Origin of the sequence: Maricaulis maris (assembly GCF_049116555.1) — a bacterium.
Taxonomy (GTDB): domain Bacteria; phylum Pseudomonadota; class Alphaproteobacteria; order Caulobacterales; family Maricaulaceae; genus Maricaulis; species Maricaulis maris_C.
The window spans coordinates 1-14,308 of sequence record NZ_JAGDYT010000015.1 but is presented as its reverse complement, the minus strand read 5'-3'; the positions used below and the strand labels follow the sequence as shown (position 1 = coordinate 14,308).

At 62.4% G+C, this 14,308-nt stretch carries 11 protein-coding genes, 1 tRNA gene and 1 pseudogene; all 13 read left to right on the top strand.

Features of this window, described 5'->3' with window-relative positions; genetic code table 11:
- Nucleotides 1-183 precede the first annotated feature (183 nt).
- On the top strand, nucleotides 184-951 hold the full coding sequence (locus JXQ94_RS13895) for a 2OG-Fe(II) oxygenase (RefSeq protein ID WP_421924386.1): 768 nt from the start codon (nucleotides 184-186) through the stop codon (nucleotides 949-951).
- Nucleotides 951-3,101, top strand: a complete 2,151-nt coding sequence (locus JXQ94_RS13890; RefSeq protein WP_421924385.1) for a sulfotransferase — start codon at nucleotides 951-953, stop codon at nucleotides 3,099-3,101. The genes JXQ94_RS13895 and JXQ94_RS13890 overlap by 1 nt, the downstream gene beginning before the upstream one ends.
- Nucleotides 3,098-4,888: a tetratricopeptide repeat protein gene (locus JXQ94_RS13885; protein WP_421924384.1), complete on the top strand. Its 1,791-nt coding sequence runs from the start codon at nucleotides 3,098-3,100 to the stop codon at nucleotides 4,886-4,888. The genes JXQ94_RS13890 and JXQ94_RS13885 overlap by 4 nt, the downstream gene beginning before the upstream one ends.
- 280 nt (nucleotides 4,889-5,168) lie before the next feature.
- Nucleotides 5,169-8,018 carry a TonB-dependent receptor domain-containing protein gene (locus JXQ94_RS13880; RefSeq protein ID WP_421924383.1) on the top strand — a complete coding sequence of 950 codons (2,850 nt, stop codon included), beginning with the start codon at nucleotides 5,169-5,171 and terminating at the stop codon, nucleotides 8,016-8,018.
- A 124-nt stretch (nucleotides 8,019-8,142) separates the two neighbouring features.
- Nucleotides 8,143-9,132 carry a class I SAM-dependent methyltransferase gene (locus JXQ94_RS13875; protein ID WP_421924382.1) on the top strand — a complete coding sequence of 330 codons (990 nt, stop codon included), beginning with the start codon at nucleotides 8,143-8,145 and terminating at the stop codon, nucleotides 9,130-9,132.
- 110 nt (nucleotides 9,133-9,242) lie between these two features.
- Nucleotides 9,243-9,322, top strand: a tRNA-Trp gene (locus JXQ94_RS13870).
- 81 nt (nucleotides 9,323-9,403) lie between these two features.
- Nucleotides 9,404-9,658 (top strand): preprotein translocase subunit SecE, encoded by a 255-nt coding sequence (gene secE / locus JXQ94_RS13865; RefSeq protein WP_295695883.1) that lies wholly within the window; start codon nucleotides 9,404-9,406, stop codon nucleotides 9,656-9,658.
- A gap of 12 nt (nucleotides 9,659-9,670) precedes the next feature.
- A complete protein-coding gene (nusG, locus tag JXQ94_RS13860) occupies nucleotides 9,671-10,204 on the top strand; it encodes a transcription termination/antitermination protein NusG (protein WP_421924381.1) in 534 nt (177 codons plus the stop codon).
- Nucleotides 10,205-10,301: 97 nt separating this feature from the next.
- Nucleotides 10,302-10,730, top strand: a complete 429-nt coding sequence (gene rplK, locus JXQ94_RS13855) for a 50S ribosomal protein L11 (protein WP_295695880.1) — start codon at nucleotides 10,302-10,304, stop codon at nucleotides 10,728-10,730.
- Nucleotides 10,731-10,734: 4 nt separating this feature from the next.
- Nucleotides 10,735-11,433 (top strand): 50S ribosomal protein L1, encoded by a 699-nt coding sequence (rplA, locus tag JXQ94_RS13850; protein ID WP_421924380.1) that lies wholly within the window; start codon nucleotides 10,735-10,737, stop codon nucleotides 11,431-11,433.
- Nucleotides 11,434-11,733: 300 nt separating this feature from the next.
- Entirely contained in the window at nucleotides 11,734-12,249 is a 516-nt protein-coding gene (gene rplJ, locus JXQ94_RS13845) for a 50S ribosomal protein L10 (protein ID WP_295695876.1), read from the top strand.
- Nucleotides 12,250-12,305: 56 nt separating this feature from the next.
- Entirely contained in the window at nucleotides 12,306-12,674 is a 369-nt protein-coding gene (rplL, locus tag JXQ94_RS13840) for a 50S ribosomal protein L7/L12 (protein ID WP_421924379.1), read from the top strand.
- Between the two features lie 213 nt (nucleotides 12,675-12,887).
- A pseudogene (locus JXQ94_RS13835) lies at nucleotides 12,888-14,308 on the top strand (DNA-directed RNA polymerase subunit beta); the annotation flags it as partial.

Genomic DNA, 14,308 nt, shown 5'->3' with positions numbered 1-14,308 from the left:
CGTCGTGTCAAAGATCATCGAATAGTCGCACGCGACATCGACACATGAATGCGGCGCGCTCCACCCGGAGTGCGCCGTTTTCTTTTGGCGGTTGCCGGCCGGCTCGGCTGACGGCTCGTCTGGACAGGCCCGGATCGGCTGGATAGGTGTTTTCACTCCGTTTGTTACAGCTGGTGTGAACCCATGGCCGAACCGCTCAATCTTCGCCTCAATCCGGCGCTGGATCCGCAAGAATGGGCGCGCCAATACGCCAAGAACCCACTGGTCCAGATCCCGGATATTCTGGAACCGGCCCTGGCCGAACAGGTCAGCGGTATCATGCGTGACACGCTTACCTGGCGCCTTGTCTTTCCTGAGCCCGGACCTTCGGGGGACGGGGAGGAGATCGTCGTTCAGCTGACCCAGCAGGATGTCCAGCGCATGGGGCGTGAGGCCGTGTCCGCTGCGATCGGAGGCGTCATGCAGCGGGCCCGGAAGAATTACGGCTATCTCTATGACAGCTATCCAATGATCCAGGCCTACACCTCGCACTGGGACCCGGGTCATCCGATCCATCAGGTCACGGAATTCCTGAATTCACGTGAATTCCTGGATTTCGGGCAGATTGTCACCGGCGCGCCCGTCGTGACCAAGGCCGACGCCCAGGCGACCCGCTATACACGCGGCCACTTCCTGACCCGGCATGTCGATGAGGGCCATGACCAGGAACGTGTGGCCGCCTATACATTCGGCTTCACGCGCAATTGGCAGCCGGACTGGGGCGGGCTCTTGATGCTGATCGAGGAGGGAATGGACGTCTCGCGTGCTTTCCTCCCGCGTTTCAACATGCTGTCGATCTTTGACGGTCGCCGGCTGCACTCGGTCAGCCCGGTCTCGCCCTTCGCAGGGGATGCCCGCTACCAGATCACCGGCTGGTTCCGCAATGACCCGGCCTCCGGTGGTGCGGCCTGATGGTCACGGACCCCAGACTGGCCCAAGCCCGCGAACTGCGCCTGCAGGACGCTTTCGACCAGGCTCGTGCGCTGTGTCATGCGGTGCTGGAAGAGCGCGCTGACGACGCAGAGGCGATGGGCTTGCTGGGGATTTGCGACATCGAGTGCGGGAATGCTGCAGCGGGGCGGACATGGCTCGACAAGGCCGAAGCCGCCGACGGCAATAACGCCTCGGTCCAGCTGTATCGCTCGGTGCAATTCGAGACCGAAGGGAATGCCAAGGCGGCGCTCGACGCGGCCCGGCGCGCGAGCGAGTGTGATGCGACGCGGTTTGATATCTGGGGACGTCTCGGTGATCTCGCGGGAATTGGCGGTAATCTGGCCTTGGCTGCAGAGTGTTTCGACAAGGCGCTGAAGGCCGAGGATGACCATCCGGCCCGGGCCAGTGTCGCCTTGCGATTGGCGGGCCTGGAACTGCGCCTCGGCCGGACCGATGCGGCTGAAGCCGCGCTGAATATTACAAGGACGGCTTTTGGCGGTGCCCTGCCGGCGGAAGGCCTGGCCATCCGGGCAGCGGTTGCGCGTAACCGGGCGGACTGGCCACTTCTGCGGGATGTCGCCCAGGACTGGCTGGATATCGTCCCGAACGACAATGATGCGCGGGGGGCTCTGGCTCAGGCCCTGTCCCAGCTGGGCTATTACCGCCGGGCCATCGAGATTTTCCGACCGGTGGTGGCGGAGCGTGGCTCTGACCCGGGTTCGCTCGCCGCGCTGGGGCGGCTCTATCTTGGTGCGCGTGACACGGACACTGCCCGTGAGGCTTTCATGGCGGCTCTGGAAGTGGACCCCAATTCGGCGGACGCGCTGTTCGGTCTGGCCCGAATCGGTAATTTCGCGGGCCGTGTTGACGAAGTGGAGACGTATTGCCGTCGCATCCTGGCGGCCCATCCCGGGCATCTCGATGCCTGCGCCTTCCTCGCCGAAACGACCGGTGGGCGTGTCGAGGACTCGGAACTGGCCGTCCTCGAGGCGGCCCGCGAAGATCACGAATTGCCCGCCGATCGCCGGGCGATTTCCTTGTTCGCTCTGGGCGATGTCTATCACCGGCGCAAGCGCCGCGAAGACGCTTTTGCAACTTGGACGCTCGCCAATGAGGCGAAGTGGCTGCAGCACAATGGCAAGCTGGAGTCGGGCTATGATCGGGAAGCCCAGGAGGCCCGCATCGCGCGCCTGTCGGACCGGTTCGACGGTACGGAAGCTGTCGGCGTGGCAGGCCCGGGGCCGACGCCGATCTTCATCGTCGGCATGCCCCGGTCGGGCACGACGCTGCTGGAAGCGGCGATCTCCGCCCATGATGCGGTAGAGCCGTCGGGCGAATTGCCGGCCTTGCCCTTCATTCTCGAGAAATTTGAAAGCTGGGCCGAAGAGAACAACTGGCAGGGCGGCCGCATCCCGGATGCGAAGCTGGCCGAGTGGCGGGCCGTCTATGTCAAACAGCTCGGCGAATACGGGCTGGACGGCGCCCAATGGGTCACCGACAAACAGCCCAGCAATTTCCAGTCGGTCGGCCTGATCCGGCAGCTCTTCCCGAACGCACCGGTCATCCATATTCGCCGCCGTCCGCTGGAAACCGCCTTCTCGATCTTCCGGCGCAATTTCACCCGGCAATGGCCGTTTGCACATTCGCTGGACGATATCTGCCATTACTACGCCGAGCAGGCGCGCCTGTGTGACCATTGGCGGCATACCTACCCGCGAACCGTCACGCCGATACAGTATGAGACGTTGGTGACGTCGTTTGAGGCTGCCCTCCGGGGCCTGTTCGCACGGATCGGTCTGCCCTGGGACGATAAATGCCTGGAGTTCTACAAGCAGGACCGCCAGATCATGACGTTCAGCGCGATGCAGGTCCGCCGCCCGCCATCCGCGGACCATCTCGATTCAACGACGCCGTATCTTGAATGGCTTGGCGGGTTCGACCCCGCCGTCGAGGCGCTGGGGGTCAATCCCGAAACAGGTGCCTGGCTGGCGGCCGGTGAAGACGGGGAGGCCCGATTGCCGGGTTCGGTCGAGGGCGGTCCAGCGGCATCGTCGCCCGGCGAACCGTCAGCGAAATCCGGCGGGTTGTGGCAGCGTCTCTTCGGTCGCGGTGAGCGGTCCGGATCATGATGGCGACCCTGCAGCGCGCCGCTGGCCTGCTGCAGGCCGGTCGCTTCGGCGAGGCATTGCCGCTGCTCGACCAGGTCTTGTCTGAGGCGCCCAATCAGCCTGACGCGCTCATGTTGCGGGCGATGGCACGTGGCCGGGCAGGCGATGATGCCGGCGCGTTGACGGATTTCGGCGCCGCTCGCACGCACCATCCGCAATCTCATGCGGTTCTCAACAATCTCGGCAATCACCACCAGAGGGCTGGACGGCTGGATGCAGCCATCGCGGCCTATCGCGATGCGCTGGAGGCTGCGCCCGGCTTTGCCGATGCCCGCCTGAACCTGGCGTTGACCCTCTCCCAGACTGATGATTTCGCGGCTGGGCGTGCGGCGATTGTGGACGTGCTTGCGCGGCAGCCGGGTCAGGTGGTGGCGCTGAACGCGTTGGGCAATCTGGAACGGCGCGCCGGCGAACCGGACGCGGCCCGGAAGGCCTTCGACCAGGCCCTCGAGGCGGACCCGAATGCGGTTCTGCCGCGCATCAATCGGGGCGCGCTGCTTCGCGAGACCGGCGAGCTGGACGAATCCTGTGCGGATTTGCGCCAGGCGTGTGCGCTGGCACCGAACATGGCCGAGGCCCATGCCCAGCTGGCTCACAGTCTTCGGACCCGGCTTGATATCGACGGGGCGGACACGGCCTATCTGAAGGCTCTGTCACTGTCGCCTCAGGACCCGGGCTATCACGCCGATCTGGTTGGCCTGCGCGTCGAAGCCGGGCAGGGGGCATCAGCCTTGGTCACACTACAACAGGCGATTGCCGCGACTGGCGACCCGCGATTGAGTGAGGTCCTGGCCCGCGTCCTGTTGCGGTCAGGTCAGCCGGTCGCTGCTCGGGCCGCTGCAGACGCGGCCCTGGCGCGTGACCCCGATGGCGTACAGGCGGCGATGGTGCGGAGTGAGTTGGGATTGCGGACCGGCGACCCTGCCGGCGCGCTGGCGGATGCCCGTCTGGCATTCCGGGCCAGCCAGGGGGAGGACTGGGCGGCGCGGCATGTCCTGGCGGAGGCGCTCCTGGTCAATGAGGACTGGTCCGGCGCGGCAGCGGTGCTTGATTGCGATGCTCCGGCGGCGCATTTGCAGAAGCATCTTGCGCTGCAATCGGTGGCCTGGCGCCAGACCGGTGACCCGCGCTATGCGCAGCTGTGCGATTATGACGTCTTTGCGCGCAAAATGCTGATCGACACCCCGCCGGGCTATGAGACGCTGGCGGCGTTCAACGCGGCGCTGGCGACCAGTATCGAGCGCCTTCACGCCGACGGCGCCGCGCCGCTGGAACAGACCCTGTTCGGCGGCACGCAATCGGCGGGCAGGCTCTGGAACAGCGATGACCCGGTGATTCGGGATCTGGCGGTGGCGCTGGAGGCCTTGTCCCGCAAATATCTCGCCGAGCTGCCCGATGATCCATCTCATCCCTTCCTGACGCGCAATACCGGTCGTGGAAAACTGGCCGGTGCCTGGTCTGTGCGGCTGAAATCGGGGGGCGGGCATGTCGACCACGTCCATCCGGCCGGCTGGATCAGCGCCAGCTACTACGTGAAAGTTCCCGAAAGTGTGATGGCCGGCGAGCGAGCCGGCTGGCTGCGCCTCGGTGTGCCGGGCCTGCCTGGATTGGCGCTTCCGGCAGAACGCTATGTCATGCCCGAACCCGGGTGCGCGATCTTTTTCCCGTCGTTTTTCTGGCACGGGGTCGAGCCGTTCGAGAGTGACGAGCTGCGGATTACAGCGCCCTTCGACTTGTTGCCGTACTGAGCATTGTGCCGCGGGGGCAGACAACTGGTTCGGGTCGGCAACTTGTTAGCGTTATAAGTCTGCGGCAAAGCTGCAACAGTGTATCGCAAAGACCGTTTGTGACGGTGAGATGTCATTGACCCTTCCGAAATCGCAGACGTACCTTGCAAAAATGGAAAGCTTCACGGCGATCCGATTTGAGGGGGTGCTCGCGAACTTCTGAAGCTGAGCGGGGGTCCCTTTCCGTATACCTTACTCGGAGGGATATAGAGTGAGATCCAAGTCCTTGAAGACTTGCCTGATGGCAAGCACGCTGATCAGCGGTCTGGCCGTCGCGGCTCCCGCTGTAGCGCAAGACGATGACGTCGTCGTCGTAACCGGTTCGCGCATCCAGCGCACCGATACGGTGGCGCCGAGCCCGATCACGAATGTGTCGGCTGAGCAGCTGGCCGTTGTGAACACGGTCAACACCGAAGACTTCATCAACACGCTGCCGCAAGTTGTTCCGGCGTTTGACTCCACGTCGAACAACCCGGGTAACGGTACGGCAACGGTCAGCCTTCGCGGCCTCGGCACGACCCGTACGCTCGTCCTCGTTGACGGCATGCGCTTCGTCGGCGCCGGCCCGAACCAGGTCGTCGACCTCAACAACATCCCGTCCGCGCTTGTCGAGTCTGTCGACATCGTGACCGGTGGTGCTTCGGCCGTTTACGGCTCGGACGCTGTTGCCGGTGTTGTCAACTTCATCATGAAGGACGACTTCGAAGGCGTTGAGATCAACGCGTCGCAGGAAACCTCGCTGGGTGACCTCGATGGCGAAATCACGACCCTGTCCATCACGATGGGCGGCAACTTCGACGATGGTCGGGGTAACGCTGTCATCTCCATGGGCTACACGAATCGTCAGGCCGTCTTCCAGGGCGACCGTGACTTCTCCTCCCTGACCAATTGGGATCCGGGCCCCGGCAATGCCGCTGACGGTTTCATCGCCGGTGGTTCCTCGAACATTCCGGGCACGCGTTTCCGCGGTGCGACGTCTTCCAACTTCGGCGCTTTCGGTGCCGGCCTGGTTGCCGCTGACCCGCTTTGCGCCACCAACACCTGCTCCGGTTTCTTCAACACGGGTAGCGGCATTGCGCCGATGCGCTTTGGTTCGCCGAACGACACGTATAACTACGCGCCGTCCAACTACCTGCAGCTGCCGCAAGAGCGCTACAACTTCTCGGCCTTCGCGACCTATGAAGTGAATGAGCATCTCGAGCTGTACGGTCGTGGCGTGTATGCCAACAACGTCGTCGACTCCCAGCTGGCTCCGACGCCGGCCGGTGTGACGCTGACCTATGACCTTGCTGATCCGAACATCCCGGCCGACCTTCTGGCCCTGATGACGAACGATCCGGCTTCCAACAATGGTGACGGTACGGCCACCGTTCGCACGAGCCGTCGCTACCAGGAAATCGGTACGCGTAACTCGCTGCGTGACACGAGCTCCTTCCAGCTCGTCTTCGGTGCTCGTGGCGACATCAACGAGAACTGGGCTTACGACGTGTTCGCGAACTACTCGCGCTCGTCCATCTCCCAGATCCAGACCGGTAACATCTCGGTTTCGGCCCTTCAGCAGGCTGTGACCTGTTGGGACCAGGCCCTGCCGGGCTGCTCGGGTGTGCCTTACGCCGACCTCGTGAACGGCCCGAACTCGCTGTCGCAGGATGGTGTTGATTACATCTCCCGTACCGGCGCTCAGATCGACAATGTCGAGCTGTTCCAGACGGTTGCTACGGTCAACGGCGAACTGCCGATGTTCCAGCTGCCGACGGCTGAATACGCTCCGGCTCTTGTCCTCGGTGTCGAGTATCGTGAAGCTTCCGCTGAATCGATCCCTGACTCCGTGCTTGGCCCGGACGTTCGTGGCTTCAACTCCTCCCTGCCGGTTGCAGGCGTGGTTGACGTCTACGAGTTCTTCGCAGAAGCCGAGATCCCGCTCATCACCGGTAAGGCGATGATCGAGTCCCTCAGCGCAAACCTTGCTTTCCGTACGTCTGAGTACAACACGGTTGGCAACACCGAGACCTTCGCTGTTGGCCTTGGCTGGCAGATCAACGACCAGGTCCGCCTGCGTGGTAACTTCAACCGTGCTGTCCGTGCACCGAACGTGAACGACCTGTTCGCTCCGTTCACCAACGGCTTCCCGGGCGCGGGTGACCCCTGCTCCGGCGGCGCCAATGGTAGCTACTCGGCCGCCACGATCGACGCCACCTGTCTTGCCGCCGGCGTGCCGGCTGGCCAGCTTGGCGCTCCGTTCCAGGGCAATGCCCAGATGGAAGCCCTGTTCGGTGGTAACACCGGCCTGGGTGCTGAGACGGCTGACACCTACACCATTGGTGCAGTCATCGAGCCGAACATGATCGAAGGTCTGACCGTCCAGCTCGATTACTACAATATCGAGATCGAAGACGCGATTTCCACGGTTCCGCTTCAGACGCTGCTGAACGAATGTCACCTGACTGGCATTCAGGCATCGTGTGACACGCTCTACCCGGCTGGTGCCGCTACTCCGTCTCGTAACCCGGCTACGGGTGAGATGGGTGCCAACGGCTTCCTGCCGAACCTGTCGCCGATCAACGTTGCCACGCTGGCCGTTGAAGGTGTCGACCTCCGCGTCGACTACGGTTTTGGCGCTGACGTGATCGGTCTTTCCGGCGACATGGCTGTCACCTACTATGGTGGCTTCATGATGGCCTCTGACTTCACCACGTCGGCTTCGTCGCCGGTCATCGAATGTGTGGGCCTCTATGGTCTGGACTGTGGTGAGCCGACGCCGGAGTACAAGCACTCGGTGCAGACGTCCTGGTACACGGGTCCGTTCACGACCTCGCTGCGCTGGCGTCACATTGGTGCGCTGGACGCGGACGTCACCACGGCTGCGACCGTCTCGGACCTGTCCGACGACATCACCGCGAAGAACTACTTCGACGTCACGTTCTCCTATGACGTGAACGAAGCCTTCACGGCGACTGTTGGTGTGACCAACTTCACCGACACGGACGTTCCGGAACTCGGTTCCACGGCGTCGGAGCAGGCCAACACCTGGCCGGCAACGTACGAAACGCTGGGCCGTCGCCTCTTCGTGGGCGGTCGCCTGCGCTTCTAAGCGTAAGCAGATACCGAATAGGGAAGGGCGGGCCGTTTGGCCCGCCCTTTTCTTTTGCGTCCTGTGTCAGGCGAGATGCAGATAGTGGCTTGCGCTGCGGCCGCGGCGCTCCATTATTACAAATATGCAATACTCCTCCGCTCACCATGTCAGCGCACGCGCTTGGGCCGATTTCTGGAATGATGAAGGCTCGGCCGCTCATGTCGTGAAGAGCGAGCAGGATGCCGCCGCCCTGCACACTGTCTGGCAGGGCTTTCTGGCGCCACTGATCGCGCGGGGATCGCCGCTCCGCTTCCTGGATCTGGCCTGTGGTGACGCGGTCGTCGCCCGGCAAGGCGCGACCATGGCGGACGCGGCGGGTGTGGCGTTGGCGCCGATCTGCTGCGACTACTCGGAAGCGGCCGTGCGTATCGCTCGCGAGGGGATGCCCGGCGCGGCGGGCCTGCCGCTGGCCGCAAATGCGGCCCGGCTGCCAATCGCGGACTCGTCGATCGATGTCGTGGTCAGCCAGTACGGTGCTGAGTATGCCGGTCCGGACGCCTTCTCGGAGATGGCGCGCGTTCTGGCGCCGGGGGGCGATGTTCAGGCCGTGGTCCACCAAACGGGAGGGGTGGTCCACCTCCAGTGCTCCGACGCCGTCAGTGTGCTGTCAAACGTGCTCGATCAGCGTCTGTTGCGCCGCTTTGCCAAATTGCTGAAGCTCCTTCACAAGACGGCCGGTGCCACCCAGCTGCCGGCCGGAGTGAAGCAGGCCAGGATTCGCTTCGACGCCGCGTTTCAGACCGTCCAGGCCGCCGTGGAATCCGCGGGACCGGGAGCAGCGCGCGATCATGTCGTGCAGCTATGCCGGGACCTCAATCGCTCATTGACCAATTGGCAGGCCTACCGGCTCGCCGATCTGGAACGCTGGGCAGTCGTCCAGGAAAGTGCGGTGGAGGGCTTCCGCTTGCGCATGCGGACGATGACCGAGGCTGCGGTCGACCGGGCCGGCGCGGATGGTCTCGCTGCACGCCTGGCCGCGGCAGGGCTGGACAGGGTTGAGGTCGGTGAATTTGCACCGGCCCACCATACCCGACCGGCGGGCTGGATCGTTCGGGCGAGCCGACCCGCCTGAATCGCGCCCATGTGCGTTTTAGCTGTTTTCTTATGCCGCTTCACATTGTAGACAGCTGCGCTCCGGATGTGGCGGTGGCGCTGTCACCGTGATATTCCGCGCGCGGTCCTAGGGGTGTAGCTCAGTTGGTAGAGCANNCATCGGTCTCCAAAACCGAGGGTCGGGGGTTCGAGTCCCTCCGCCCCTGCCAGGCCGTTTTGAATTTCAGGTGGTTGCGCATGATGCCAGCCACCCCTTGAATAAAGGGCCCGAGCGGGCCAGATGGACTTGAATGACGCGGAACGCGAAGAATACGACACCGGCCAAAGGTGAAGCGGCAGCGCCCAAGAAAAAGGGTGTTGGTCCGTTCCAGTACTTGTCTCAGGTGCGCCAGGAAGCGCGCAAGGTGACGTGGACGACCTGGGGTGAACTCTGGGTCTCGACGCTGCTGGTGCTGATCCTGTCCGTGATTGCCATGCTCTTCTTCTGGGCTGTCGACTGGGTGATCAGTTCGAGCATCCAGTTTATTCTGTCTCTCGGCGCCTAAGGAGGAGGCTGTATGTCTGCCAAGTGGTACATCGTGCATGCCTATTCGAACTTCGAGAAGAAGGTCGCTGACGCGATCCGTATCGAAGCTTCGATCCAGGGCCTGGAAGACAAGTTCGAGGAAATCCTCGTGCCGACCGAGGAAGTGGTTGAAGTTCGCAAGGGTCGCAAGATCAATGCTGAGCGCAAATACTTCCCCGGCTATGTCCTCGTGAAGATGGACATGACCGACCAAGCCTATCATCTCGTCACCTCGACGCCGAAAGTCACCGGTTTTCTCGGCTCGGGCAAGAAGCCGATCCCGGTTTCCGAAAACGAGGTCAAGCGGATCCTGGGCCAGATGGAAGAGGATGCGGAACGCCCGCGTCCGACCGTCAGCTACGAGATCGGCGAGACCGTCAATGTCATCGATGGTCACTTCCAGAGCTTCAACGGTGTTGTCGAGGAAGTGGACGACGAGCATGGCCGCCTGAAGGTTGCCATCAATATTTTCGGCCGGGCGACCCCGGTCGAACTGGAATACGCCCAGGTCGAGAAAACGGCCTAGGCGTCAATCTGCGGGAGATGCCGGCGCCAAGTCCATGCCGGGTCGTACCGCAAACCCCGAAGGCGCGAAGGGCGCGCCTTTTTAATGGAGTGGGAACATGGCCAAGAAAATTGACGGCTATATCAAGCTGCAAGTGCCCGCGGGCGCTGCTAACCCGTCCCCGCCGATCGGCCCGGCCCTGGGTCAGCGCGGCGTGAACATCATGGAATTCTGTAAGGCCTTCAACGCGAAGACCCAGGAGATGGAAAAAGGGATGCCGATCCCGACCACCATCACGGTCTTTTCGGACAAGTCCTTCACCTTCGCCATCGCGACACCGCCGGCGAGCTTCTACCTGAAGAAGGCCGCCAAGGTCGCCAAGGGTTCGAGCACGCCGAGCCAGTCGATCGCCGGCACGGTTTCGCTGGCCCAGTGCCGCGAGATTGCTGAAGCGAAATTCGCCGACCTCAATGCGAACGACCTCGACCAGGCGACGAAGATCATCGCCGGTTCCGCCCGTTCCATGGGCCTGCAGGTGACGGAGTAAGATCATGGCTAAACTCGGAAAACGCATTTCAGCTGCGCGCGAGACCTTTGATCGCGACACGCTGTACTCGATCGACGATGCCGTCGCTCACGTGAAAACCAATGCCAAGGCGAAGTTTGATGAGACCATCGAACTGGCCATGAATCTGGGTGTCGACCCGCGCCATGCGGACCAGATGGTCCGTGGCGTCTGCAACCTGCCCAACGGCACGGGCCGTTCGGTCCGGGTCGCGGTCTTCGCGAAAGGCCCGAAAGCCGAAGAGGCCACCAAGGCCGGTGCTGACGTTGTCGGCGCGGAAGACCTGATGGAACAAATCCTCGGCGGCAACATCAATTTCGACAAGGTCATCGCGACCCCGGACATGATGCCGCTGGTCGGCCGTCTCGGTAAGGTGCTCGGCCCGCGCGGCATGATGCCGAACCCGAAGGTTGGCACGGTCACGATGGATGTCACCAAGGCTGTTGAAGCCTCCAAGGGTGGCGCTGTTGAATTCCGCGTCGAGAAGGCCGGGATCATTCACGCCGGTGTCGGCAAGGCGAGCTTCACCGAAGCGGCCCTGGCCGAGAATGTCCGTGCGCTGGTTGATGCCATCGTCAAGGCCAAGCCGTCGGGCGCCAAGGGTACCTTCGTCAAGCGCATCGCGCTGTCTTCGACGATGGGTCCGGGCGTAAAAATCGACACGTCTGCCGCCGTTTCGGCGTAAAAGACTTGAGTTTCAGCCCGGACCGGATTATCCGGCCGGGCTGTTCCGGTCTGATTCACGCGTTTTGTGGGTTGGGCCGGCCTGTCCGAGATCACAGGGGGTGGGCCGAAAGGTGCCGCCTTAATCCAATACGGGCCCTGTGTGAGACAGAGCGAGATCGATCTGACCTTGTGGGTCTGTCGGTTCAAGCCCTGGGACAGGACGCGTCATGATGGCGTCCGCCCCGATGAGGGGAAGGTGTCGTGATGGCGTTTTCACCGAGCCGTCCACGGTGGACGGCTCAAACAGGGAGTCCGCAAAATGGATCGAAATCAAAAAGAAGCGACCGTCGAAGAGCTGAATGGCGTCTTCTCGGAAGCTGGATCCGTGGTGATGGCCCAGTATTCTGGCATGACCGTTGCGGAAATGACGGAACTGCGCTCCAAGCTCCGCGAGCTTGGTGGCACGTTCAAGGTGGTGCGTAACCGCCTCGCCAAAATCGCGCTTCAAGGCAAGCCGGGTGAGGGTGCTGCTGACCTTTTCAAGGGTCCGGTGGCAATCGCTTACTCGGAAGACTTTGTGGCCGCGCCGAAGGTGATGGTCGAGTACGCCAAGGATAACAAGAAGCTCGTCATTCTCGGCGGTTTCATGGAAGAGGATGTGTTCGACGCCGCTGGCATCGACGCGCTCTCCAAGATGCCGTCCCGCGAAGAGCTTATTGCCACCATCTCCGCCCGCCTCATGGGGCAGGCATCCCAGGTTGGCCAGCGTCTCATGGCGCCGGGTCAAGGTCTTGCGGGGGCGATCGACGTCATCCGCGAGAAGGCCGACGCCTGATTTCGTCATTCTCCGCTATCGAACTGACACTTTGAACACCGCAAGGAATTGAACAAATGGCTGATGTAGCTAAACTCTGCGACGAACTTCTCGCCCTCACCATCCTTGAAGCCAAGGAACTCAACGATCTTCTCGAAGAAAAAGGCATCAAGGCAGCGGCTGCTGTCGCTGTTGCCGGTCCGGCTGGCGATGCTCCGGCTGCTGCTGAAGAGAAGGACGAGTTTGACGTCGTTCTCACCGGCGCTGGTGACAAGAAAATCAACGTCATCAAGGAAGTCCGCGCTATTACGGGTCTCGGCCTGAAAGAAGCCAAGGACCTGGTCGAAGGCGCTCCGAAGGCTGTCAAGGAAGCCGCGCCGAAGGCTGAGGCCGAAGAAGTCAAAGCCAAGCTGGAAGCCGCTGGCGCCAGCGTTGAGCTGAAATAGTCTCGCTTCGGCGTGACTGACACGGTGCTACGGGCGCGTGGGGTATTCCTGCGCGTCCGTTAGCCCGTCTCTGGGATACCCAATCCTGCCGCTGTCGTTCCAGGCGGGATTGTCGACCGGACCGGGTCGTTAAACATCCGGGCCAATCGGAGCGGCGCCGCGGGGGCGATCCCCGCATCAAAATGCGCAGTGCTGTCTGCGAAGGGAGCCGACATGGGTCTGTCGTTCACCGGCAAAAAGCGGATTCGCAAGTCTTTCGGACGTATTCCGGAAACCGTTGCGATGCCGAATCTCATCGAAGTCCAGAAGTCCTCATACGAGCACTTCCTGATGAAAGAGGTGCCTGCCGCGGAGCGCGACGACACCGGCATGCAGGCGGTCTTCAAGTCCGTCTTCCCTGTCAAGGATTTCGCCGAACGGGCGGTCCTCGACTTCGTGTCCTACGAATTCGAGGCGCCGAAGTTCGACGTTGAAGAGTGCCAGCAGCGCGACATGACGTTCGCCGCGCCACTCAAGGTTAAAATGCGTCTCATCGTGTTTGATGTTGACGAGGAAACGGGCGCTCGCTCGGTCAAGGACATCAAGGAGCAGGACGTCTACATGGGCGATATCCCGCTCATGACGGACAAGGGCACTTTTGTCGTCAACGGCACAGAGCGCGTGATCGTCTCCCAGATGCACCGGTCGCCGGGCGTCTTCTTCGATCATGACCGTGGCAAGACCCATGCTTCGGGCAAGTATCTGTTTGCCGCTCGCATCATACCGTACCGCGGCTCCTGGCTCGATTTCGAGTTCGACGCCAAGGACGTTGTCCACATGCGCCTCGACCGTCGCCGCAAGCTGCCGGCGACGACGCTCCTGTATGCGCTCGGCCTGGACAAGGAAGAGATCCTCTCGACCTTCTATTCCACGGTCACCTACAAGAGCTCCAAGAAGGGCTGGACTGTTCCTTACGTGAAGGAACGCTGGCGCGGCGTGAAGCCGGCGCGCGATCTGGTTGACGCCAAGACTGGCGATATCATCGCACCGGCCGGCAAGAAGATCTCCGCCCGTGCCGCCAACAAGTTTGCCGAAGACGGTCTGGCCGCTCTGCTGGTCTCCGACGAGCATCTGCTCGGCGGTTACCTGGCCGAGGACATGGTCAATCTGGAAACCGGTGAAATCTTCGCTGAAGCCGGCGATGAAATGAGCGAGGAGATCCTCGAGACGCTGAAGGATACCGGCGTCAAGGAACTCAACCTGCTCGACATTGACCCGGCAACCGGCGTTGGCCCGTACATCCGTGCGACCCTGGCCGCCGACAAGAATGACAGCCGTGAGCAGGCGCTGGTGGATATCTACCGCGTCATGCGTCCTGGCGAGCCGCCGACCGCGGAAACCGCCGAGGCGATGTTCCAGGGCCTGTTCTTCGATCCGGAGCGTTATGATCTCTCGGCCGTTGGTCGCGTGAAAATGAACATGCGCCTCGACCTCGATGCGCCGGACGACATGCGCACCCTGCGCAAGGAAGATATCCTGGCCGTGCTGAAGACCCTCGTGGGTCTGCGCGATGGTCGCGGTGAAATTGACGACATCGACAATCTCGGCAATCGCCGTGTGCGTTCGGTCGGCGAGCTGATGGAAAATCAGTACCG